Source organism: Paenibacillus sp. FSL H7-0735 (assembly GCF_038008505.1).
GTDB lineage: Bacteria > Bacillota > Bacilli > Paenibacillales > Paenibacillaceae > Paenibacillus_AQ > Paenibacillus_AQ odorifer.
Map to the genome: position 1 here is coordinate 3,153,827 of NZ_JBBOZH010000001.1, position 15,960 is coordinate 3,169,786.

At 42.8% G+C, this 15,960-nt stretch carries 18 protein-coding genes; 11 read left to right on the plus strand and 7 right to left on the minus strand.

The window, feature by feature from the left end:
• Window positions 1-7: 7 nt before the first annotated feature.
• Window positions 8-1,405, minus strand: coding sequence for a metallophosphoesterase (locus NSS82_RS14200; RefSeq protein ID WP_076101666.1), 1,398 nt, complete (start codon window positions 1,403-1,405; stop codon window positions 8-10).
• Between the two features lie 272 nt (window positions 1,406-1,677).
• On the opposite strand from NSS82_RS14200, the gene NSS82_RS14205 reads away from it, so the two are divergent.
• Together NSS82_RS14205 and NSS82_RS14210 are read left to right on the plus strand one after the other, a co-directional pair.
• Window positions 1,678-2,277 (plus strand): nitroreductase family protein, encoded by a 600-nt coding sequence (locus NSS82_RS14205; protein ID WP_038570356.1) that lies wholly within the window; start codon window positions 1,678-1,680, stop codon window positions 2,275-2,277.
• A 71-nt stretch (window positions 2,278-2,348) separates the two neighbouring features.
• Entirely contained in the window at window positions 2,349-2,543 is a 195-nt protein-coding gene (locus NSS82_RS14210) for a hypothetical protein (protein ID WP_036686240.1), read from the plus strand.
• 83 nt (window positions 2,544-2,626) lie between these two features.
• Here NSS82_RS14210 and NSS82_RS14215 read toward each other — a convergent pair whose 3' ends face one another.
• The gene (locus NSS82_RS14215) at window positions 2,627-3,784 is read right to left on the minus strand and encodes a peptidylprolyl isomerase (RefSeq protein WP_038570359.1); all 1,158 of its coding nucleotides are present in this window, start codon (window positions 3,782-3,784) and stop codon (window positions 2,627-2,629) included.
• A 185-nt stretch (window positions 3,785-3,969) separates the two neighbouring features.
• Window positions 3,970-4,305: a LytTR family transcriptional regulator DNA-binding domain-containing protein gene (locus NSS82_RS14220; protein ID WP_036686243.1), complete on the minus strand. Its 336-nt coding sequence runs from the start codon at window positions 4,303-4,305 to the stop codon at window positions 3,970-3,972.
• Window positions 4,306-4,511: 206 nt separating this feature from the next.
• Here NSS82_RS14220 and NSS82_RS14225 point away from each other — a divergent pair, with 206 nt between their 5' ends.
• A complete protein-coding gene (locus NSS82_RS14225) occupies window positions 4,512-5,618 on the plus strand; it encodes a lactonase family protein (protein WP_076273876.1) in 1,107 nt (368 codons plus the stop codon).
• A gap of 136 nt (window positions 5,619-5,754) precedes the next feature.
• Here NSS82_RS14225 and hfq read toward each other — a convergent pair whose 3' ends face one another.
• The gene (gene hfq, locus NSS82_RS14230; RefSeq protein ID WP_036686247.1) at window positions 5,755-5,976 is read right to left on the minus strand and encodes an RNA chaperone Hfq; all 222 of its coding nucleotides are present in this window, start codon (window positions 5,974-5,976) and stop codon (window positions 5,755-5,757) included.
• Window positions 5,977-6,174: 198 nt separating this feature from the next.
• Here hfq and NSS82_RS14235 point away from each other — a divergent pair, with 198 nt between their 5' ends.
• Window positions 6,175-6,729, plus strand: a complete 555-nt coding sequence (locus tag NSS82_RS14235; RefSeq protein ID WP_256718614.1) for a phosphatase PAP2 family protein — start codon at window positions 6,175-6,177, stop codon at window positions 6,727-6,729.
• 68 nt (window positions 6,730-6,797) lie between these two features.
• Here NSS82_RS14235 and NSS82_RS14240 read toward each other — a convergent pair whose 3' ends face one another.
• Complete coding sequence (locus NSS82_RS14240) at window positions 6,798-7,301, minus strand: hypothetical protein (protein ID WP_076101670.1); 504 nt, start codon at window positions 7,299-7,301, stop codon at window positions 6,798-6,800.
• A gap of 184 nt (window positions 7,302-7,485) precedes the next feature.
• Between NSS82_RS14240 and NSS82_RS14245 the strand changes: the two genes are divergently transcribed.
• The 3 genes from NSS82_RS14245 to NSS82_RS14255 all read left to right on the plus strand — a co-directional run bounded on the left by NSS82_RS14245 (window position 7,486) and on the right by NSS82_RS14255 (window position 12,547).
• Window positions 7,486-8,529, plus strand: a complete 1,044-nt coding sequence (locus NSS82_RS14245) for an FUSC family protein (RefSeq protein ID WP_038570371.1) — start codon at window positions 7,486-7,488, stop codon at window positions 8,527-8,529.
• Window positions 8,530-8,749: 220 nt separating this feature from the next.
• Window positions 8,750-11,101, plus strand: a complete 2,352-nt coding sequence (helD, locus tag NSS82_RS14250) for an RNA polymerase recycling motor HelD (RefSeq protein ID WP_076273874.1) — start codon at window positions 8,750-8,752, stop codon at window positions 11,099-11,101.
• Between the two features lie 132 nt (window positions 11,102-11,233).
• On the plus strand, window positions 11,234-12,547 hold the full coding sequence (locus NSS82_RS14255; protein ID WP_080742475.1) for an MFS transporter: 1,314 nt from the start codon (window positions 11,234-11,236) through the stop codon (window positions 12,545-12,547).
• A gap of 56 nt (window positions 12,548-12,603) precedes the next feature.
• Here NSS82_RS14255 and fsa read toward each other — a convergent pair whose 3' ends face one another.
• Window positions 12,604-13,251, minus strand: a complete 648-nt coding sequence (gene fsa, locus NSS82_RS14260) for a fructose-6-phosphate aldolase (protein ID WP_036686257.1) — start codon at window positions 13,249-13,251, stop codon at window positions 12,604-12,606.
• Between the two features lie 231 nt (window positions 13,252-13,482).
• On the opposite strand from fsa, the gene NSS82_RS14265 reads away from it, so the two are divergent.
• Window positions 13,483-13,938: a hypothetical protein gene (locus NSS82_RS14265; protein WP_076101672.1), complete on the plus strand. Its 456-nt coding sequence runs from the start codon at window positions 13,483-13,485 to the stop codon at window positions 13,936-13,938.
• Between the two features lie 137 nt (window positions 13,939-14,075).
• Here the strand turns inward: NSS82_RS14265 and NSS82_RS14270 are convergent, their stop codons facing one another.
• The gene (locus NSS82_RS14270; protein ID WP_036686261.1) at window positions 14,076-14,273 is read right to left on the minus strand and encodes a hypothetical protein; all 198 of its coding nucleotides are present in this window, start codon (window positions 14,271-14,273) and stop codon (window positions 14,076-14,078) included.
• 81 nt (window positions 14,274-14,354) lie between these two features.
• Between NSS82_RS14270 and rpiA the strand changes: the two genes are divergently transcribed.
• Genes rpiA through NSS82_RS14285 form a run of 3 tightly spaced genes read left to right on the plus strand, consistent with a single transcriptional unit; the run spans window position 14,355 to window position 15,952 of the window.
• Window positions 14,355-15,035 (plus strand): ribose-5-phosphate isomerase RpiA, encoded by a 681-nt coding sequence (gene rpiA, locus NSS82_RS14275; RefSeq protein ID WP_143761392.1) that lies wholly within the window; start codon window positions 14,355-14,357, stop codon window positions 15,033-15,035.
• A 47-nt stretch (window positions 15,036-15,082) separates the two neighbouring features.
• Window positions 15,083-15,508 (plus strand): VanZ family protein, encoded by a 426-nt coding sequence (locus NSS82_RS14280; protein WP_081386763.1) that lies wholly within the window; start codon window positions 15,083-15,085, stop codon window positions 15,506-15,508.
• 3 nt (window positions 15,509-15,511) lie between these two features.
• Window positions 15,512-15,952, plus strand: coding sequence for a GNAT family N-acetyltransferase (locus tag NSS82_RS14285; protein ID WP_076273872.1), 441 nt, complete (start codon window positions 15,512-15,514; stop codon window positions 15,950-15,952).
• The last annotated feature ends 8 nt before the right edge of the window (window positions 15,953-15,960 follow it).

Consider the following 15,960-nt stretch of genomic DNA (forward strand, 5'->3'; position numbering starts at 1 on the left):
AAACCAGTTATTGCTTCGTTAATACCACCTCTAAAGCTATATTACTAAGCTCTTTATCCTCTGTCATACTTTGGATGTATCCACCTAAGAAACCTTCTTGTAGGCCTTCCCAAAGCTTGTAACCTGGCATCGCTTTAATATCTTCTGAGGAGCTGCCGGCTGTCCCCGCGAAGTATCTTACATTTAGCTTGGCCATTACCTCTGCCATCGATGCCTTTTCAGACTGCGTAAAGGAACTCTCCTTTAGACCATCCATAGCTTTGTTATAAGAGTTTGTAGCAAAAATATCCTCAGCATAGGTCTTAAAGTTTAAAAGATTCTGATCTGTAATGCCATTAGCTTTAGCCCATCCTTCTACATTTAAGGGCATTGCTTCATAATTGACGGTTCTGCTCAGAGGATCGAAGGTCATCGCTCCATATTGATGTGGATAAACAGCCATTGCACTTGTTGCGATATCATAAATTGGCATTACTTCCGAAGAAGTTGCCGGGTCTACCCGGATGTCCTGCATATGGATATGGCCTGACAAGACTAAATTAAGTTCATTTTCACGAAGTAACTTTATTGTTTCCTGACTGTTGTTAAGTTTAAAGCCTGAAACAGACATAGAGGTGTGGCTTAGTAGGTTGTGGTGCATAACCGTGAGGACAGAAGCATGCTCCTTGGCAGCTAGTTTAACAGAATTATCTATCCATGATAGGGTAGAGGCGGTCAGGCGTCCGTCCGTTTGGGGGAAACCGTATTTCTGATTGTTATGATATTGGCTGCTGTCAATCATAAGGAGCCATAAATTTGGAGCTGCTTTAACGATGTAACTTAGCGATTCTTTATCACGTGATACAGCCTCTTTGTAGCCGAAATTCTCATACATCTTGGTAAAGTCTTTGTCTGTAATAGAATCCGTAACGAGCTGCTTATCCCCGCTGAAGGATCTGGCCCAAGGATTAAATAAATCATGGTTGCCTGGAATGACATAAACAGAGGTTCCCTGCGCTTCAATTCGCTTTAGTTTTTGGGTTAGCTCCTGATGGCTGCTGCGTTCTCCGTTATTTGTTAAATCTCCACTGAGGATGAGAAAATCAGGCTTCTGCTGCTCAGTATCATAAACCAAGGTTTCAAGGATTTCATCACTGTAAGGCAGCATTTTTCCATCACCGCCAGTTACATATTTCTGAAAAGCTGTACCGCCATCCTGAAGCTTCTTATCTAAGAAGTGAGTATCCGTTGCCACCCAGAAAGTGAGGGGGTGAAGATCAGTCGGATCTAGTTCTGTAAAGGTCAAATTAGACGAATTTGTGTCTTTACAGCTAGTTAGAGCCAAGCTCAGGAAAAGGAGCAGCAACAAAGAGGTAAAGACTGATTTTTTATGTCGAACAAGGGCTTTCTTGCTCAGAAAATTCATGATTATAACCTTCCTTCTATACATTTGCTGCACTATTGTAGCGCATTTTAGCTCGTAGTGTATATCGGAAAAGGAAGAGGGCAGTTTCTAGCCCGCATGAATTGATTAATGATTAATAGATCAGGTGCATAATTAAGCCCATAAATGCGACAATAAGAGTTGGCAACGAATATATCCGACAAAATAAGTTGTGAATAACTGTTGTGTTTTCAGAAAAAAGGTGCTAAGATATACAAAAGTAAGTTACTAAAATTAATGGAGGTAGTTATTTTATGTCTAACAATTTCTTTGAAGCAGTAAAAGGAAGACGTTCCATATATGCCATCAGTAAAGAAACTACGATTTCGGATGCACAAATTGTAGAAATCGTTGAACAAGCGGTGCTACATAGCCCAACTTCATTCAACTCTCAAAGCTCAAGAGCCGTTGTTCTTCTTGGTGAACAACATGATAAGCTATGGGATATCACTACAGAAACATTGCGTAAAATCGTTCCTGCCGAACAATTTGAAGGAACAGCGCAAAAATTAGCGTCTTTCAAAGCAGGTTACGGTTCCGTACTATTCTTCGAAGATCAAACGGTAGTGAAGAGCCTGCAAGAGAACTTCGCTCTATATGCTGAGAACTTCCCAATTTGGGCTAACCAATCCTCTGGTATTCTGCAATTTGTAGTATGGACAGCACTTTCTGAAGCAGGTGTAGGTGCATCCTTGCAGCATTATAATCCACTGATTGATGATGAAGTAAAAGAAGCATGGGGCATCCCGCAAGAATGGAAATTGATTGCTCAATTGCCATTTGGTAAAACCGTTACTCCTGCTGGTGAGAAACAATTCCAACCGGTTGAAGATCGTGTTAAAGTCTTTAAATAAGTAAGATAAGCGTTTGAAACCTCCTTAACCAGGCTAAGTATGTATATAGACTGGTTAAGGAGGTTTTTTGTATGCCATGGAACAAAGAGGATTATCCAGAATCATTAAAGAACTTCACAGCACCTGTTCGCAATAAGGCAATCGATATTGCGAATGCGCTCCTCGAAGATGGTTATGAGGAGGGGCGGGCGATTTCAATTGCCACAGCGCAGGCGAAAGAGTGGGGGGAGAACCACGATAAACAAATCCGTAAAAAAGGCCATTAAGGCTTAATCAAAGGCCTGAGCATAGAAATAAAAAAAGCAGGACAGCGTTTATTAACGCTTGTCCTGCTTTTTGACGGGCACAATTATTTAGTAGATTCATTTCCTGCTGCTGCGCTTGCAGTTGGCTCAGCTGTTGCAGCTGCATCTTCTTTAGCGTCAGTAAGTGTGTTCGTAATTTTTGCTTTTTCAGTTGTTTCTGACAACCAAGTGGAGGACAGAGTGGAAACCTTTTGCGAAACTAGAGTTTTACGAATTTCATCTTTCTTTTCTTCCAGTGTATAGTCTTTAGCATCTTTATGGTCGGTTACTTTAATGATGTGATAACCATAATCGGATTTCACAGCATCACTGGTTTCACCAACTTTTAGCTTAAAGGCTACATCAGAGAATTCAGCTACCATATCGCCACGTTTGAAGAAGTCTAGATCTCCGCCATTATCCTTGGAACCCGTATCAGAGGATTTTTCCTTGGCAAGAGTAGCGAAATCTGCGCCTTCTTTCAGTTGTTTCAGAATTGCATCTGCTTCTTCTTTAGTCTCAACGAGAATGTGGGAAGCGCGAACTTGTTCTTCTTCACTGAAAGTAGCTTTATTTGTGTCATAGTATTCTTTGATTTCATCATCCGTTACAGTGACTTGTGGCTCAAGGATTTTACGCAGCTTTACTTGCAGCGGCATTTGCTTTTTCAAGTCGTCTACAGTCATTGAGCTTTGGGACAAAGCAGCATTAAAGGCAGCCTCTCCGCCGAATTGTGCTTTAAGATCTTCAAGTTCAGTGTTGATGTCTTCATCTGTAACAGTTACGTTGGCTTTTTTAGCCTCTTGATCAACAAGCTCAGTAGTAATCATAGATTGCAGCGTGCTTTCTCCGCCTGCTTCGATCAATTTATCATAAAGTTGTTCTTTTGTAATTTTTGTTCCGTTTACTGTTGCAACAGCTTTTTTGCTGTCGTCTTTTTGGACGACCAGAACAATGATTAGTGCTGCAGCTAATACGATAGAGGCAATCATCCAAGCTTTATTGCTTCTAGGAGCAGTCGGAGGTGTAGGAGGCGTAGCGTTGTTCGCACCGACTTTGTTCATTACTGGAATACTGTCTGCTTTTGTTGTATTCACAGGTTCCTCAGCAGCTGCTTGCGCTACTTCAACCTCTTCATTGATAATCTCGGAAGTGTTCAAATCTTCTTCCGTGGTTCCGTTGTTTTCTAAGTTCTCATTTCCATTCAGATCTTTTTTGTCCATTATTAGTAATGACTCCCTTCAATATAGGTGTTGCTTGTCTATTTACAACTTTAACAGAAATCCTAATCCTAAACCTTAAGAAAGTATAAAAAAAGGCAGGATCTTTTTAAGTTTCTATTAATAAAAAGCAAAAAGCCGGAAATGGCATCAGTAACATGCCCTTCCGGCTAATGGGAATAAGATGTCTACTTCAGTCCTTTCAGAAGATGACGAATGCTTTCTTGTTTTCGTCTTGGGACACGTACGTTTTTAGCATACAGGCCCATTTCACCGAAATAAATGCAGTCATCTGCGATAGAGCTGATCTTGTTCAGGTTGACATAACAGCCACCGTACACATGATAATAACTTGAATTGGACAACAATCGATTTAATTGCTCGGCAGTCATTCTCTTTTTTATGTTATAGTTTCTGCCGTGAAAAATGACCAAATCATGGTCCCCGACCTTAAAGAACAGAATGTCTGTCTCCACCTCGAAGTCCTCGTACACATTTCTGGCTTCCAGCAGGATGCTACTCATTCATGTTCCCCCTTTATACGGAATAAAAGACTAATGTTAGCGCTTTCATTATATCACAACAGTTAATCGTTGGAAAGACCCATTTTTGAATTGTTTCGTACATTTCTAACTTTATCGTTTGTAATTAACGTTTAAAAATTGTAGATTATATAGATGATCACATCTAATGAGTGTGAAGTAGCAATACTTTGAGGAGGAATATAGAGATGAATGAGCAGAATAAGTTATTGCTGTTTACAGGTTCTTATGCAAGTGCCGCAGAAAGCGGAGTGCAGGTGTTTGAATTCGATGGAGCTGCAGGTGGTACGCTAAAGCTGCTGGATTCGGTGCAGGGCTTAACTAATCCTACCTTTGTTAATGTAGATGCCGCAGAGAAACGTCTATACGCAATAGGAGAAAAACCGAATGGTGAGGGTGGAAAAGAAGGCGAGGTTATTTCCTTTGCTATTGATCTAAAGGACGGGAAATTGAGTGAACTGAAACGCATTCCCTCCATGCCTGCCTCTGGCAATCGTCAAACAACCACCTGCCATATCAATAGAGATTTGAATGATGAATACGTGGTTGTATGTAGTTATCATGGTGGAAGTGTTGGCTTGATCAAATTAAATGAAGATAAAGCTGCAGATCAATTAGTTGATGTGGCCGTACATTCAGGTCATGGCCAACATCCTGAACGGCAGGACCGCCCTCATCCCCATTCCGCTATTTTCAGTCCGGACGGGCAGTATGTGTTTGTATCTGATCTTGGGCTTGATTTAATTCGGGCCTATAGAATCAATAGAGAAACCAACAAACTAGAGGTACATGGTGATACGGCGTTGCATCCAGGAGCGGGACCACGCCACTTCACTTTCCATCCAGACGGAAAGTCTGCTTATGTAATTAACGAGGTGGATTCCACCATTACATCGTTTACATATGACAGTGCCGCAGGCACTCTGCACACTGTAGATACAGTGCCGACACTGCCTGATGATTTTGACGAAGAGAATACATGCGCTGAAATCGCTATTTCCAAGGATGGGAAATATCTGTACGCTTCAAACCGTGGGGCTGATAATATTGCCGTATATGCGGTGGATAATGCTTCTGCTAAGCTTACACATCTTGAATATGTATCTACTCGTGGAGGACATCCACGTCACTTCGCATTGACACCAGATGGAGCTTATCTTATAGTAGCGAATCGTGATGCGAATAACCTGGTTGTATTTTCAATAGAAGCGGCTAGTGGCCGACTCGAATTTACTGGAAATACAGCTGAAGTATCCAAACCGGTATGTGTGAAGCCCGTAATTGTTCCTGTATAAAGTTACTCCGCTTGAAGAGTGAATAAGTGATCTTGGGAAATGCTAAAGGGAACACCGGATATAAAGTCCGGTGTTCCCTTTTTTTGAAAATAAAAGCCTGTGATTATCTGGTTGATGAGGTGAATGAGGGAGAAGACTATTTGAGCGAAACGGGCTTAAGAGGTACAATAGTGGATACTGCAGATTTGAATAGCACATTTTGCCTGCCATCACCTTGACCTTGTAAAGTGATTGTGAAAGCATCGTACGAGGTTACGAGCCCTTGCATTTTCACACCATTCGTCGTAAAAATCGTCACAGGCACCTTTGTGGAAATGAACTGGTTCAACAATCGTTCTTGCAATTTTAAACTCTCCACTTTGGCAGCACTCCATCTTCTGTGAATTTTTTTCTCTCAATAATTATAACATGGGTTAGTCCCTCACTGGAAATGAGATCAACAGTCACCAGAATAGACATGGAGGTATTTATGCTTTATTATCAGAACTGGTCTAGAGCTTTTCGCTTTTTTTTAGGTTTTGCTGCGTGTTTCGCCGTTATAGCTGTCCTTGTAAGTATGAATAAGGTATCAACCTTTGATAACTATATTATTGATTGGGTACAATCAGCGGAATCACCGGGGTTGACCTCATTCGCCAAAGGTTTATCTCTAATTGGTTCCTCTAAGATCGCTATTGGCATATCTATCGTTACCATGGCACTGCTCTATTTTTTGCTGAAACACCGGTTTGAATTAATCTTGTTCCTATGGGTTGGATTAGGCTCACAGCTCTTGAATACAATAATGAAGTTATGTTTTCACAGAGAACGTCCGAATTTACATCGTATTGTCGAAGAGATTGGTTATAGTTTTCCGAGCGGGCACTCAATGGCAGCCTTCTCTTTGTACGGCGTTATTGCCTTTATACTGTGGCGTCATCTGCGGCGGAGGCATGAACGGGTCTTATTAATAATGTTCGCTGTATTCATGACCGTGGGGATTGGCTGGAGTCGTATCTATTTGGGTGTTCATTATCCGAGTGACGTTATTGGGGGATATATGGCTAGTGGCGCTTGGCTGATGTTGTCCATTTGTTTATTTCAAATCTACAAGAGCTTGCGTACGAATTAGGATAGATACAAAAACGGATATCTTTCATAGCGCATGAAGATATCCGTCTTTATGTGGAAGAAGATTGGTTAAGGGGTCGTCACATGTTGTTCAGATGTTTTGCGATCCTGGAATTGTCCCATTTTGCTTATTTTTTGCTTCAGCATCGCAGGAAGTCCTGCTTTAAGCTTTTGGGCTTCGTCTTTTGTCAGACGTCCTTCGGTGATGGCTTGATCCAGCCGTTGGTTTGCCGATTCGCAGAGCTTCTGAATATATTGATCTTCCGTCCAGCCTTTTTTCTCAAGAGCAAGCTGCGGGAGCGTTTTGCCTGCTTTCAGGCTATTGATTAGCTCTGTACGATCCATTTCCAGCAGTTTAGCCGTTTCAAAAATAATGAAATGTCCACCAGCCCTAACCTTTCCGTCTTTTCCTGGATGGTGACCGTGACCTTTCTCTGAAGGGTGGGCACCAGGTGCGGTGGCTGTGGGGGTTACTTTCTCAGCAGAAGCACTTCCAATTGGCGCAAGAGCTGGAGACAGGCTGAGAAAAATAACGGTTGTGAAAGTCATTAATCTTTTGATATGGTTATTCATTCACTCACCTCGTATGTTATGTGATAGGCACTACTCGGATTAGTATTCCCTGAAAGCTGAAAGAAACATGAGTGAGAGCTTAAATGTTCTTAAAATTCATCAACTCCAGGCTGGGGTAATTAGAAGTACGAGGGTTCGCTGATGTTCATATTGTAGCGTGGGCTAATTTTTAGGAGGGATAGGTTTGGCTTTAGGAGCTCGCATATTTAAAACAGGTTTGGCCGTTACGCTAGCCCTGTATTTAGCTGTAATGCTTCAATTTCCTTCTGCCGTGGGTGCAGGGATTGCGGCGATTTTCGCTATGCAGCCCTCTATTTATCGCTCTTGGCGTTATTTTCTTGACCAGCTCACGACTAGTACAATGGGGGCCGTTCTGGCTTTACTCGGAGGGATGCTGTTATCCAATAGCCCAATAGCAGTCGGTTTGGTCTGTATTCTAGTCATTATGATCAGTATGAAAATCAACCGGGCGGATACGATAAGTCTTACGTTAGTTACTGTAATAACAGTGATGGAGGCTTCGGGTGAATGGCAATTCGCACTTAATCGCTTTTTATTAACTTTGACAGGTATTGTTTCTGCATTTCTAATCAATATTATTGTCGTTCCTCCAAAACCTCGTAAGCAATACATTAAGCAAATTGAGAATGTTTTTTCAAGCCTCTCTTTATTGCTGAGAACAGCGGTTTCTCATGAGATGAAGGAAAGTGTATTTCGTGATGAAAAAAATGCCTTACATTCATCCATAAAATCGTTGGCGGATAAGTATGCATTGTTTGAGGAGGAGCAGAAGCAGTTAAAACGGGCCAAGTATAGCCAGACTAGACAAATGGTTGTGTATAAGAACCTGTTAGCTTCTTTGCAAAAAGGTTACGATGTTCTCGAGGCTGTAGATCGGCATTATTTCCAGGCGGATCGGACCGAACATACAGATGCTCTATTTGATAATCATTTGGAACATTTAATCAAATATCATCAGCACATCTTACTTAAGTTTGAAGACAAATTAAAGCCCAATGCCAATGATTCCGAACCCTTGGGAGAAGACAATGATGATTTTCTGAATACCGCGATTTTGGGGTATAATGCAGAGAAAATAGGTCAGCTGCGTTTATATGTTGTGGCAGCGGCGATTTATGATTACGGATATCAATTGGAGCGCTTAGATAAAGTGGCCGATCAGATGAATCGTATAGCAGAGGAGAAAGAATCTGTGCACGAAGCCTAAACATAACCTTGTGAAGAGCAACATATAAGCTTTGTAACAGTAAAAAAATCCGGTTCCTTAGGGACCGGATCATCTATTTAAGAGAATACTTGAAATCTCAACTTGTAATTGCTAAAATGAGAAGATATCGAATAAACATGCATTTAAAAACATAAATATGCAAATTTATCATATCACGATTCAAATGGAATGTCAACCTTCCAAAAGGGGATGAAATGTAGTGGATAACAATGAAAGTCAGTGGAAAGAGGAACAGCAACGGGTTGACGGAGTAACCAAACTTCTGTCAGCCCATATTCGCCATTTATCAGAGGAGCTTGGACTTCATCGCAGTGATGTAGTGGATATGCGGAAAGACTTCTGGGAAGAGGTAACCGTAAACTTCAGTAGCCCGGATGATTTGGGAGAAACCTCAACAAGTCTTCGCCAACAGTCCCAAATCCTAAATGAACGGGAACGTCATCATTTGCAATCAAGCAAAGCGCTGAAAAAATATAAAAAGCTGGTTGTCTCTCCTTACTTTGGCCGAATTGATTTCACCGAGGAACCAACTGGCGGGCTGGAAAAGATTTATCTAGGAATTGGATCATTGATGGAGGATGATGGTACCTTTTTGATTTATGACTGGCGCGCGCCTATTTCCAGTCTGTATTATGACGGAGCCCCTGGTCCCGCTGCTTATGAAACACCTGGAGGATTAGTCTCCGGAACAATGAACCTTAAACGCCAGTTTGTTATTGCTGACGGTGTAATTGAAGTTATGTTTGACACTGGGGTTACGATCGGGGATGAGCTGCTGCAGCAGGTGCTAAGTCATAGTGCTGACGATCGGATGAAAAGTATTGTTGCTACAATTCAGAAAGAGCAAAATGCAATTATCCGCAACGACAAAAGCAGGATGCTAGTTGTGCAAGGAGCAGCGGGAAGCGGGAAAACGTCTGCTGCATTGCAGCGGGTAGCTTATCTTCTATATAAATACCGTGAAGTATTATCAGCAGATCAAATGCTGCTGTTCTCACCGAATCCGCTGTTTAACAGCTATGTATCTACAGTGCTCCCGGAGCTAGGCGAAGAAAATATGCAGCAAACAACGTTTCAAATGTATTTGGAACATCGTCTTGGCCATGAATTCCAGCTCGAAGATGTCTTTAGTCAGACCGAAAGTCTACTAAATGCTCCTGATGGTCCTGAGGTGGCTATACGCAGAGAAGGCATTGCCTATAAATCGTCTGTACCTTTCCTAGATGTGATTCGGCGATATGCTACGTTGCTGGAACAGGAGGGCATGCTTTTTAAACCTTTAATGTTTCAAGGGAAAGCAGTGGTCAGTAAAGAAGAAATGGAACGCCAATTCTACGCGTACGATCCTGCCATAAAGCTTGCGAATCGTGTGGATTTGATGATCCGCTGGCTGCTTAAGAAGATCGCAGATTTTACCCATGAGGAAAGAAATGCACAGTGGGTTGAAGATCAGATCGAGCTGCTGGATTCCAGCGATTATCACCGTGCGTATCAGATGTTGCGCCGGAAGAAGAAAGCTTCGCAGGATAGCTTTGACGATTTTGATACCGAAAAAGAAGTGTTATCTCGTTATGTAGTCAGCCAGCGGCTCAAACCACTGCGTGGTTGGACTAAACGGGGTCGATTTGTGGACGTTAAGGGCTTGTACAGCACGTTATTTACAGATCGCGAACTTATGGAGCGCCTCAATGGTGATTATCCTTTACCAGAGGTGTGGGATGATATCTGTGAGCAGACATTGGAATCTATTGGAGTGAACGAGCTTGCTTATGAAGACGCTACGCCATTCCTTTATCTGAAGGAGTTAAGCCAAGGCTTCCGGACCAACACACTGATCCGCCATGTGATTGTAGATGAAGTACAAGACTACTCTCCATTCCAATTAGAGTTCATGCGCCGTTTATTTCCAAGAGCAAAAATGACCGTATTAGGCGACCTGAACCAGGCCATTTATGCACAAGGTGAGGTACTGGGGGATTTGTCTAGTCTCGTAAGTATATATGGTGAAGAAAACACAGAAGTGATCTCGTTAACCCAAAGCTACCGTTCAACTTTTGAGATCGTGGAGTTTACGCGGTCAATGATCCCTGGAGGAGAACGGATCGTACCGTTTAATCGGCGGGGAGAAGAACCCCAGCTAAGTGTGGTATCCAGCGAGAAGGAGCTCCTGAATGCTGTAGAACAGGATATCCGGAAGCTGCATTCTGAGGGATATCATTATGTAGCTGTCATCTGCAAAACAGCGGAGGAAAGCGCAAGGGTTCATGCTGAACTGAATCGTAGCCTGCCGGTAAGACTTGTTACAAAGGAAACGCCGAATTTTCAGAAGGGGACACTGGTTCTGCCTGCTTATTTAGCAAAAGGTGTGGAGTTTGATGCGGTCGTCATCTTTGATGGCTCGGCTGAACAATATGGCAGAGAAAGTGAACGCAAATTGTTTTATACGGCTTGCACTCGGGCTATGCACTTACTGCATATTTTTAGCCTGGGTGAACCTAGTCATTTTATTCCGTCCGCTAATGTGGCATCTTTAAGCGCCGGATCGCTGTAACCATAGATCTCTTCATTTTAAGATCGTCCTTTTCGCAGCAGCGGAGGGACGGTTTTTTTGTTTTCATGAATAAAGAAGAGCGAACAAACCACAATAAAGAATGTTGTACACAATGACAAAGGTGGTCAGTTCATGAAGGAAAGAAAATGGGATCTGCTTGCCTTAGCATCAATCCCACTAATAATGACCCTCGGTAACTCCATGCTGCTGCCTATTCTGCCGCAGATCTCCAAAGAACTAGGCATTAGTGCTTTTCAAGTCAGTATGCTGATTACCGTGTATGGATTGATGGCAATTGTAATGATCCCTATTGCAGGTTATCTGTCAGACCGTTTTGGGCGAAAGAAGGTTATTCTTCCTAGTTTAATCATTGCCGCAATTGGTGGTGCCGTCTGCGTGGTAGCTGCTTGGTTTATGAAGGGGGTTAGCGCTTATTGGGTGATCTTAGCGGGGCGTCTGTTGCAAGGAATTGGTGCAGCGGGTGCTTTTCCAATTGTAATACCCTTTGTAGGCGATTTGTTCAAGGAAGAAGAGGATGTGAGCAAAAGTCTGGGAATCATTGAGACCTCCAATACGTTTGGTAAAGTTCTCAGTCCAATTCTTGGTGCCTATCTTGGGATATGGCTCTGGTTTGCTCCTTTTATTGCAATTCCCATTCTATGTCTAATTTCATTTTTTTTAGTTTTATTTCTCGTCCGAAAGCCCGAAGCGAAGGATGAACCTGAGAAACAGGAAATCCGAGCGTTTTTAGCTGGAATTGTGAGTGTTTTACGTAAAAAAGGGCGTTGGCTGTATGCTATTTTTGCCATAGGCGGCATTTGTATGTTTGTGACCTTTGGTGTCCAATTCTATTTATCAGAAATGCTGGAAACTAAATATAAAATGCACGGGGCGACGAAGGGGTTTGTGCTGGCGATACCGCTTGCCCTCTTATGTCTGTCCTCCTATGGCACAGGAAAGATCATTGGTCAGAATAAAACGCTAATGAAATGGCTGGGCTTTGGAGGAATGGTGTTACTGACTGCGGCCATGATTTGTGCGGGATTCAACAAAGGCATTTATTTTTTAGTAGGATTTATGGGTTTAGGCTGTGTTGGAATCGGGATTGTACTTCCTTGTATGGACGCTTTAATCACGGAGGGGATTGAGAAGGAGAACAGCGGCACGATAACCGCTCTTTATAGTAGTATGAGGTTTATAGGGGTAGCGTTGGGACCGCCGGTGGTATCGCTGCTGTTAAGCAGTGGGCATTGGGTATTGTTCGCGTTGATGGCTACAGTAGGGGCAATTGGTGGATTGCTGACCTTATTTGCGGTAACTCCGAGTAAGGGGGAAAAGGGAGAACCAGGCGTTAAAGATACAGAGAAGATAATTCCTCCGATCTGGCCGAAACGTGTTCGCCAAACCTCTGCAATGTCTCTGGATGGAAAAAAGGGCTATCCCTAAGCTGCGTTGCCGCAGCTTGTGGGATAGCCCTCTTGATAAAAGAATAAAAGATATTCTTAGGCTTGTGGAACGGATTCCCAATCCTTCAAGAAACGTTCAATACCGTTATCTGTCAGCGGGTGCTTCCAGAGGGTTGGCAGAAGTGAGCCTGGGATTGTAGCGATGTGAGCACCAGCAATAGCTGCTTGCTCAACATGTGCAATGTTGCGGATACTTGCTGCAATGATCTCGGATTTCAAGTTGTAGTTAGTCAGGATAGTCTTCAGATCCTTGATCAGCTTCATTCCATCAACACCGATATCATCCAGACGACCTACGAAAGGAGAGATATAAGTTGCGCCTGCTTTAGCAGCCATCAAACCTTGAGCCGCGGAGAATACTAGTGTAACGTTAGTTTTGATGCCTTTTTTAGTAAGCTCATAACAAGCTTCCAAGCCATCTTCAGTCATAGGGAGTTTAATTACAACGTTTGGAGCCCATTCAGCAATTTCGTATGCTTCTTTGAGCATTTCTTCTGCTGTAAGTCCGATTACTTCTGCGCTTACAGGTCCTGGAACGATTGCAACGATTTCTTTGATAACATCCTTGAACAATCTTCCTTCTTTAGCGATCAGCGAAGGGTTAGTCGTTACGCCATCCACTAGTCCCAGGCGAGTAATACGTTTGATTTCTTCAATGTTTCCGGTATCCAAGAAAAACTTCATTTTAAATTTCCTCCCTTGATTTCCATATGGATTGACAAGCAACATTCATATTTACATTATGAGACATGCAAATCAAAGTTTCAACTGTTATTTTGAATATTTCAAAATAACTTTATAGAACCAGTATTACCTGTATGCGCTGAATTTCAGATAATATAAGATTGGCTTAGGCCTCCCTCCATGATAATATATAACCGGAATTGTTATTTTGGAGTGGGGGGTGGGGATGGGATGATGTATGCGATATTGCTTATTTTACTTGTGCTTGTGCTGGCAGCAGCGGGATTCCTTGCCTACCAGAACAGCAAGTTGGTGTCTAATCAGAAGAAACTCGGTACTGCATCAAGTGATCCTTCCCTTATGTATTCTATCTTTGACCAATCTAGTGCAGCTGGTGTTGAAGAACCTGAGGCCATTCCGTTATTTCAATACACTGTATTTGCGCGGTCGAATGGAGCGGTTGTTGTGAACAAGCCTGTAGCTATGATTATTCTGTGCAGAGTTGCTGCGGGTAAAGGTGATTACTTACTGGCCGATGTCGAGCGTAATATGCTTGACAAGATTAGTAGGCCAATGCCTTTGAATGCGTATTCTGAGCATAAAGCCTACTTACACAGGACGGCTAATCACACAGAAAAAGAGATGGTTCTCAATCTAGAGGATGCAGTGAATTTACAATATACATAGAGTAGGGTGAAAGATATTGATTTTTTGCTCTGCGCAAAGCATAATACAAATTTGGATATAAAAAAGAATCAAACAGCCGGTATGTTAAACACGGCTACCGGCCCAGTGATTGATTATTAATGGATGCCAGTCAGCACTTAGGCATGATATCTCCCTACGGGTGCATTAAGCACCCATTCCAGCATCATGATCATATCTTCTACTCTAGTGAGCTGAGTTTGTAGGTTATCTTGCTGTGGACTGTCTTCTGTTAATGAAGCTAATCTTGATTCCAGAGATCTGCGCTGCAGTGTCAATTCGTTGATTTTAGATTGAATTTGGTTTTCGGTTCTCATCCGGAATCCTCCTGAACAATAGGTGATTTCAACATCATCATAGATCATTATAACGGATAACATGGGGGTAATAAAATGAGTATCAATGTTAAACAATTAGCCGCGGAAAAAGCAGTGGAATTTGTAAAAGATGGCATGAAGATCGGCCTTGGCACTGGATCTACTGCCTATTGGGCGATCAACAAGCTTGGTGAGCGCGTCAGTGAAGGTCTAAAGATTACCGCTGTAGCAACCTCCCGTGCTTCCGAAGAACAGGCGCGTGAACTTGGGATTCCAATCGTAGCTTTTGGGGATATTGATAGTCTGGACCTGACCATTGACGGAGCGGACGAGCTGGACAGCAATCTGCAGCTTATTAAAGGCGGCGGTGGCGCACTGCTTCGGGAGAAGATTGTTGCGAGTAACAGTACTCGTATGATCGTTATCGCCGATGAGAGTAAAGTGGTAAATACACTCGGCAAATTCCCGCTGCCTGTAGAAATTGTTCCTTTTGCATGGGAATGGACTGTGGCTGAACTTGCGAAGCTGGGTTGCAATCCTGAATTGCGTCGTAGTGGAGAAGAGCTGTACAAGACAGATAACGGCAATTACATCGCAGACTGCCGGTTCGAAGCGATTGAGTCCGCACCGAAGCTGGCACTGGCCATCCAAAGTATTCCGGGAGTTGTAGAACACGGCCTATTTATCGAAATTGCAGCTATGGCTATTGTGGGTAAAAAAGATGGAAGCATTGAAATTATAGAAGTTAAACCGGGCAATTGATCGTTCGTAGATCTAGAGAATCTAGCAGTTTACGGAAGCTGAGAGCATTGACACGGATAGGGCTGACTCTGTATAGTGCTACTGTTATCTATTGGATGTTCATCGGTTTTGGGCGTGAGATTCATACAGGTGGCCCGCTTCAGTACAATTTGATCCCATTACGTACGGTGTCACTTTATTTCGACATGAATAACGGGTTATCGCGGATCAGCCGGTTTGTGAATCTGCTTGGAAATGTTGTTGTGTTTATTCCATTTGGTATACTAATTCCACTTGCAAAGACACGGCCAATTTCTTGGATAAGAATCTCTTTATATGCTGTTACTTGCATCCTGCTTTTGGAGTCTCTGCAAATGCTGCTGCATGTGGGAAGCTTTGATATTGATGATTTATTGTTAAACATGTTAGGGATATGGACAGGTTACGGTATGTTTCGAATCGGGTACAGAAGCAACAGAGAAGGAGGAATGTGAACAATGTTGGTAGATCTTAAATCCCTTATTGGTTCGCCTGAGGTGAACGAGCTGTTGACGTATGCGGTCATTGATGACCCCAACGCTTTGGAGCAGACTTCGTCTGAGTACAACGAACAAGCCGGGCTGCAGTTATATGGCTGGGAAGAAGAAGAACTCCTGCTTGGTCTTGTAGGCTTCGAAGAAACCGAAGACGGTTCTTTGGACATTCGGCATATTGCCGTCTTGCCAGAGAATAGAGGGAAAGGTTATGCACGGGGGATGATTCTGGAGCTGCTCGCTTCTCGTCAGCCGCGTTATCTGGTAGCTGAGACTGAGGATGAAATCGCCGCAGATTTTTATCGCAGTCTAGGTTTTATGGTGTACAGCTTAGGAGAGAATGCAGCCGGAATTGAAATGTTAAGATGTGTATACGAAGTTGAAGAGACCGAGGAAGAGGACTAAAAAGTCTT